Here is a 6,871-nt window from a genome sequence, read left to right as displayed (position 1 = left end):
CCACGATGCCCTGTTTGGGATCGTCGCCATAGGTCAGGCCGCTGATCCCGGTGAGGAACGCGTCGCGGTTCAGCTTGCCGGTGGGATTGGTGCCTGCCCGGGTTAACGCCGCTTTTACGCGCGAAGCGGGATCGGGGTGAGTCGAAGCCCATTCCGGCACCCGGTCGGTCGTCCCCATCAGCTTGGCATCGAGCGCATTCTGATTCGCCAGGCTTTGCAGCACGGTCGACATCGCGCGCGGATCGTAACCAGCAGAGGACAGGTATTGCACGCCAAGGTTGTCCGCCTCGGTTTCCTGGCCTCGCGAATACTTCAGCGTCAGCAGCTGGGAACCCTGCATGAAGCCTTGCTGCAGGATCTCGCCGATCCCGGTATTGCCCAGAAGTGCACCGGTCAGCAGACTGCCAAGCACGCCGATCACCGTGTTGCGCGTCGCCGCGCTTTGCCGCTTTGCGGAGTGGCGCGCCGCAACGTGGCCAACTTCATGGCCCATCACCGCGGCCAGTTCCGCCTCGTTGTTCATCAGCGCGACGAGTTGGCGCGTCGTGTAGACATAACCGCCCGGAACCGCGAAGGCGTTGTTTACCGAGGAGTTGAGCAGCGTGACCGTGAAATCGCTGGTCGCATTGCTGAGGCCGGACTGGACCGCGATCCCCTTGCCCACCGATTCGACGTATCTTGCCTGCGGACCGGTCACCGCGCCGCCGAACTCCTCGACCAACTGGGGGTGAGCCTTGGCTCCTTCCGCCTTGTCCTTGGCGCTGATCGACTGGACCGTCTGGGTTGCCGCCTGGGCGATCGGCAGCGCCATGACCGACAGGGCCACGCCCGCGCCGAACCGGGCGAGCAGGGTCGATTTACGAATAGCCATGAGGTTCTCCCCTTTAACATGGTTAACATGTTGAAAGGTAAGTAACCTCCATCGCGGTGGAAAGTCCAGCGATCGCAGGAATGGGGCAGTTCGCCCCGCCCCGGCCGGGCTTAGCCCTCGCCAATGCGCAGAAAGCGTTCCTCGCGCTTGGCGCGCAGCTTTTCGGGCTTGAGCTTGGCCAGTTCGTCAAGCTCTTCCGTGATCGCCTTGCCCAGCGCCTTTGCGGCGGCTTCGGGATCGCGGTGCGCGCCGCCAACCGGTTCCTTGACGATCCGGTCGATCACGCCAAGGCCCAGCAAGTCCTGCGCGGTCACCTTCATCGCCTCGGCCGCATCGGCCGCCTTTTCGTTGGTGCGCCACAGGATCGAGGCGCAGCCTTCGGGCGAGATCACCGAATAGACGGCGTGCTCGAACATCAGCACGCGTTCGGCGCTGGCCAGCGCCACCGCGCCGCCCGAACCGCCTTCGCCCACGACCACCGCCACCATCGGCACCGGCAGGGCCAGGCAGGCTTCGGTCGAACGGGCGATGGCCTCGGCCTGACCGCGTTCCTCGGCCTCAACCCCCGGAAACGCGCCCGAGGTATCGACCAGTGTCACCACCGGCAGGCCGAACTTGCCGGCCAGTTCCATCAGGCGGATCGCCTTGCGATAGCCTTCGGGCTTGCCCATGCCGAAATTGTGCTTGATCCGACTTTGGGTGTCGTTGCCCTTTTCGTGCCCGATCAACATCACGCGGCGGCCGCCCAGCTTGGCAAAGCCGCCAATGATCGCCTGATCGTCGCCGTAATAGCGGTCCCCGCCAAGCGGCACGAAATCGGTGAAGATCTGCTCGACGAAGTCCTTGAAGTGCGGGCGCATCGGATGCCGCGCCACCTGCGTCTTCTGCCAGGGCGTCAGGGCGGCATAGGTGCTGGCCAAGAGGTCCGCGCTCTTGGCTTCAAGGCGCCGGATCTCTGCCGAGATGTCGACATCGCCAGTGCTGGCGGTTTCGCGCAGCTCGGAAATGCGGGCTTCGAGCGCTGCAACCGGCTTTTCGAACTCGAGATAGGAAATCATGGATTCGCGCTAGCCCGCCCGGTTCATTCCGGCAAGGCCCTTACGGCAAGAGGGTGCCGCGCATTGACCAGTGCGACCAGCCTCGCGCTGTCGACGTGGGTATAGATCTGGGTCGTGGCAATGTCGGCGTGCCCCAGCAACGTCTGCAGCACGCGCAGGTCCGCCCCGCCTTCCAGCAAATGGGTCGCAAAGGCGTGGCGCAGCACGTGCGGACTGACCTTTTCGGGATCGAGTCCGGCTCGGCCCGCCAGCTCGCGCAGCAATTGGAACAGTCGGATCCGCGTGAGATGGCCCTTGCCCGAGCGCGAGGGAAACAGCTGCTTGCCCCCGCCTGCACGCACCGCCGTCCAGCGCGAGAGCGCCCTGACCGCGCGGGTGCTGACCGGGACCATCCGCTGCTGCCCGCCCTTGCCGGTGATCGTCAGGAACGGCGCATCGCATGGCACGGCGCTCAGCGGCAGGGCAACGAGTTCGGTCGCCCGCAGGCCTGAGCCATAGAGCAGTTCGAGCAGGGTCAGCATCCGCACCGACGCGGGAGTGTCTGTGGCGGCTTCGCTCTCGGCCTGGGCGAACAGTGCCTCTACTTCGGCGCGGCTCAGCAGACGCGGCAACGGGCGGCGCGTGCGCGGCCGCGGCAGCGCGGGCGACGGGTCGTCGCCGCGCAGCCCTTCGTCGACCAGGAAAGCAAAAAACTGGCGCAGCGCCGAACACTTGCGTGCCAGGCTTGATGGAGCGAGGTCGGCCCAGGCCACCCCGAGCGATGCCAGTGCGGCGCCATCCGCCTTCGCCAGCTCGCCGATCGCCTCTTCGGCGCCCTCCAGATCGCGGCGATAGGCCGCCAGCGTGTTGGCTGCCGCCCCCCGCTCTGCCGCGAGCATGGCGAGGAACGCCTCGATCTCCGCCGAAATGCGCCTAACCCCGTGCGACCGCCTCGGCCGCGATCATCCGCGCCTCGGCGCCAAGGCCGACGCGGTTCAGCGCCGAGACGATATGATACAGATAGACCGGGGTCATCTTGTCCCAGCTATCACCCTGCATCCCCAGACCGACCAGCAGCACGACCAGCCCCTGGTTGTTGACGTCCGCCGCCTGGTCGATCAGCCGGGTCCAGCGGGTCTGGCGCGACAGGTCGATCCCGAGGTTGCCCGAAAACTCCCCGGCGACGGAATTGTCGACCCGGCCCAGTCCGGCCAGCCCCGCCAGCAGGAACTGCGACTTGCGATTGCCATCGCTCTTGTCGTTGCTGCGGAAGGCGCTCAGCGCGCTGCCATTGATGGCCGCCGACCGTTGCGGTGCGGCAAGCGCGAGCAGGCCCCAGCCCAGGCTGCCGCTATCGACCAGCGGCGCCCAGCGCATCGCATTCTGATCAAGCCCGGCGGTCAGCATCGAGGCGATCAGGTCGGGCGCGTCGTCCTTGAGGCTGGGATCGACCGGCATGCGCGCGGCGGCATAGGCGGTGAGCACCTGTCGCGAAAAGCGGGCCTGCGCATCGGGCGCGCCATCCCACAGCGCGCGGATCGCGGCCATGCGGTCCGCCGGCGACGGCGCGACATAGGCCTTGCGCAGGGTCTCGGCGGCAGCGGCCCAATCGCCCTTGATTTCATCGAGCGCGTAGATCTGGCTGTAGAGATCGACCATCGCCGCGCTGGAAAGGATCCCCGCGCCCGCCGCCCGGTCCGCCCCGGCGGCGCGGCCTTCGAGGCCCACCATCGGCGCGGTTGCCGCCACATAGCTGTAGCGCACCGGCAGGTTCTTCATCAGTCCCTCGGGCGGGGTCAGCCCGACCGCGATGGTCAGCGCATAGCGCCAGGGGTTCATGTCGGTGACGCCATCCCATTCGATCGTCACCGCGCGGTGCCCGGTTCCCGCCGATCCGGCATATTTCTGCGCCAGCAGCATGTCGATCTTGGGCCAGGCGCCTTCGCCCGCCAGCCGGTCAAGCTGGGCCAGCCCGGCCGAGCCATCGCCCTGGAACGCGGCGCAGATCCCGCGCAGCACGCGCCAATCCGCGTCCTTGCGTCCGCCGCCGATCACGCCGGCGACCGGGCAGATGCCGGTGATGTCGGCGGTGAACTGATAGGCCTCGATCGCCGACTGGGTCAGCGCCGGGGTATAGTTGCCAGCGTCGACATCCTGCACCAGCGCGCGCGCGGCATCGCCTTCACCCATGCGCACCAGCAAACCGGCGCGCCAGGCGGCGAAGTCGGCGGGATTGACCCCGCTGGGCGCATCGAGGCGGCTGACCAGCCCCCGCCGCAACAGAATATGCCCCCAGCGCGAGACAAGTGCACCCGAATTGCGCGTCAAAGCGGCCTGGACCAGCTGCGGGCTCTGCCGCACGAAGGACCCTGACGAGAACCCGCCTTCGTCCGCCGCGAGGATGCCGACCTTGTTCATCGAGCGCCGCGCCGCATCGGGAATGTCGGACTTCGGCTTCAGGCCCAGCAGCTCGTCAAGCTCGTCTGGCGACATCGCCTCAAGCTCGGCCAGGGTCGGGATTTTTTTGCCCGCCGGCAGCACCGGCGCCGATGCAACGCCCGGAATCGGCTGAACCACGGGCGTCGCAACAGTGGTGGGCGAATTGCCGGTGGTCTTGGTCACGGCGGGAGTCGCAGGCTTGGCCTTGGGCTTGTCGAAGCCGGGGGGCAGCAACGATTCGGGGGCATCCTGCGCGATCGCCCAGGCCGAAGTCAGCGCCAGCGCCGCTCCGCCAAGCAGGATCGCGATCTGGTTGACGGGGCGCTTCACCGATTTGCTCCTGAAGTGGTCACGGGCGGGATGGTCACGCTCTGGCTGATTTCGCGCAGGGGGCGTTCGCCGCCGTCCTGCCAGGCCCAGGCCAGCAACACTGCCAGCCCTGCCGCGAGTACGCCTGCAATCAACCATTCCTTGCGGACCATCACTGCCACGCGAACCCTCATCACTGCTCGACACCCAAACGCTTGCACCTCCGGTTAGCCTATCTATAGGCAGCCTCGCAATGGAACTCGATGAAACCCAGCTGCCGGCCACGGAAATAGAGGCCCTGGCACGCCGGATTGACCGGCCGGTGGTGCTTGTCGGCATGATGGGCGTGGGCAAGTCCAGCGTCGGGCGCAAACTCGCCAATCTTCTGCACATCCCCTTCATCGATGCCGATGACGAGATCGAACGCGCCGCGCAGATGTCGATCTCGGAAATTTTCGCACAATATGGCGAACCCTACTTCCGCGACGGCGAGCGGCGCGTCATCGCCCGCCTGATCGACGGCCCCGGCACGCGCTGCGTGATTGCGACCGGCGGCGGGGCCTTCGTCAATCCCGAAACACGCGCGCTGATCCTTGAAAAGACGATCCCGGTCTGGCTCGATTCCGAAGTCGACGTGCTGATCGACCGGGTCGGCCGCAAGGACAGCCGCCCGCTGCTCAGGAACGGCGATCCGCGCGAAATCCTGACCCAGCTGCGGAGCGAGCGCGAGCCGTTCTATTCGCAGGCCCCGATCCACGTAAAAAGCACGGCAGGGCCGCATTCCCGCACCGTCACCAAGGTCCTGAAGGGGATCGAAGCATGGCTGTAATTCCCGTCGACATCGCTGGCCGTCCCTACGAAGTGCGGGTCGGCACGGGCCTGCTCGCCACGCTGGTCGAGCAATGCCGAGGCAAGCTGCGCAAGCGCCGCGTGCCGATCGTCACCGATGCGCGCGTCCACGCCGCCTGGGGCGCAGTGGTGGAGAATGCGCTGCACGAAGGCGGCCACGAAGCCGTCTGGCGGATCCTTCCGGCCGGGGAATCGACCAAGAGCTGGGAACAACTGGCGGCACTGGTCGACTGGCTGCTGGCCGAGGAAGTCGAGCGCGGTGACCACATCCTCGCGCTCGGCGGCGGGGTGATCGGCGACCTGACCGGGTTTGCCGCCGCGATCCTCAAGCGCGGGTGCAATTTCATCCAGCTGCCGACCAGCCTGCTCGCCCAGGTCGATTCGAGCGTGGGCGGCAAGACCGCGATCAACACGCCCGCCGGCAAGAACCTGGTCGGCGCGTTCCACCAGCCCTCGCTGGTACTGGCCGATCTTGCCGTGCTCGACACCCTGCCCTTGCGCGAACTGCAGGCTGGTTATGCCGAAGTGGTGAAGTACGGCCTGCTGGGCGACGCCGATTTCTTTGCCTGGTGCGACGAGCACGGCCCCGCGCTGCTGGAAGGCGACTCCGCCGCGCGCGAGTATGCCGTGGCGCATTCGGTCGCGACCAAGGCGCGGATCGTGAACGAGGACGAGCGCGAAACGCTGGGCCTGCGCGCCCTGCTCAACCTCGGCCACACCTTCGGCCATGCGCTCGAAGCCCAGACCGGGTTCGGCGAGCGTCTGCTCCACGGCGAGGCGGTGGCGCTCGGCATGGTCCTCGCCGCGCGCTTTTCCGCGCATCGCGGGTTGATGCCGCGCGCCAGCGCCGAACACGTGGCGCAGCACCTTGCCAGCGTCGGGATGGCGAGCGAGATTTCCGCGCTCGGGCTCAACTGCGACGGTGCGGCGCTGACGGCGCATATGCTCCACGACAAGAAGATGGACGCGGGCACCCTGCCCTTCGTGCTGATGAAGGGCATCGGCCAGGCCTTCCTCGCCAAGGACGTCGCGCTGGATGAGGTCGCCGCGTTCCTTGACGAGCAGTTGCGCGGATAACACCGCGCTGGCCTCGACGAACAGCTGCGGGGATAACCCCCGCGCCGGTTTGACTTGGGCCGCAGGCAGGCTAACAGGTTGCATCCGCAACCGGTTGGAAGCCTCCATGTCCGTATCAGACGCCACCCCGCAGCTCGAATTGCCGGCGCATGACCGTGCTTTCCTTGGCCACCCCAAGGGGCTGGGCTATCTGGCTTTCGTCGAAGGGTGCGAACGCTTTTCGTACTATTCCATGCAGACCCTGCTGGTGCTCTACATGGTGAAATACCTGCTGCTGCCCGAACATATC

7 protein-coding genes and 1 pseudogene are annotated in these 6,871 nt (G+C 66.8%); 3 read left to right on the top strand and 5 right to left on the bottom strand.

Features of this window, described 5'->3' with window-relative positions; all coding sequences use genetic code 11:
• From ACE3SN_RS15530 to ACE3SN_RS15510, 5 genes are all read right to left on the bottom strand, one after another.
• Positions 1 to 871: M48 family metalloprotease (locus ACE3SN_RS15530; protein ID WP_374531538.1), on the bottom strand; the 871-nt coding region annotated here is incomplete at its 3' end.
• 110 nt (positions 872 to 981) lie between these two features.
• A complete protein-coding gene (locus ACE3SN_RS15525; RefSeq protein WP_374531536.1) occupies positions 982 to 1,929 on the bottom strand; it encodes an acetyl-CoA carboxylase carboxyltransferase subunit alpha in 948 nt (315 codons plus the stop codon).
• 23 nt (positions 1,930 to 1,952) lie between these two features.
• Positions 1,953 to 2,837 carry a tyrosine recombinase gene (locus ACE3SN_RS15520; RefSeq protein ID WP_374531540.1) on the bottom strand — a complete coding sequence of 295 codons (885 nt, stop codon included), beginning with the start codon at positions 2,835 to 2,837 and terminating at the stop codon, positions 1,953 to 1,955.
• A 4-nt stretch (positions 2,838 to 2,841) separates the two neighbouring features.
• Positions 2,842 to 4,677: a hypothetical protein gene (locus tag ACE3SN_RS15515; protein ID WP_374531534.1), complete on the bottom strand. Its 1,836-nt coding sequence runs from the start codon at positions 4,675 to 4,677 to the stop codon at positions 2,842 to 2,844.
• The gene (locus ACE3SN_RS15510; protein ID WP_374531532.1) at positions 4,674 to 4,838 is read right to left on the bottom strand and encodes a hypothetical protein; all 165 of its coding nucleotides are present in this window, start codon (positions 4,836 to 4,838) and stop codon (positions 4,674 to 4,676) included. Before ACE3SN_RS15510 ends, ACE3SN_RS15515 begins: the two co-directional genes overlap by 4 nt.
• Before the next feature lie 71 nt (positions 4,839 to 4,909).
• Here ACE3SN_RS15510 and ACE3SN_RS15505 point away from each other — a divergent pair, with 71 nt between their 5' ends.
• The 3 genes and pseudogenes from ACE3SN_RS15505 to ACE3SN_RS15495 form a co-directional block, all read left to right on the top strand.
• Entirely contained in the window at positions 4,910 to 5,485 is a 576-nt protein-coding gene (locus ACE3SN_RS15505) for a shikimate kinase (RefSeq protein WP_374531530.1), read from the top strand.
• Entirely contained in the window at positions 5,476 to 6,582 is a 1,107-nt protein-coding gene (gene aroB / locus ACE3SN_RS15500; RefSeq protein ID WP_374531528.1) for a 3-dehydroquinate synthase, read from the top strand. The genes ACE3SN_RS15505 and aroB overlap by 10 nt, the downstream gene beginning before the upstream one ends.
• A gap of 106 nt (positions 6,583 to 6,688) precedes the next feature.
• A pseudogene (locus tag ACE3SN_RS15495) lies at positions 6,689 to 6,871 on the top strand (MFS transporter); the annotation flags it as partial.

Source organism: Novosphingobium sp. (assembly GCF_041915465.1).
Lineage (GTDB): Bacteria > Pseudomonadota > Alphaproteobacteria > Sphingomonadales > Sphingomonadaceae > Novosphingobium.
This window is presented reverse-complemented; position numbering and strand designations above follow the sequence as displayed.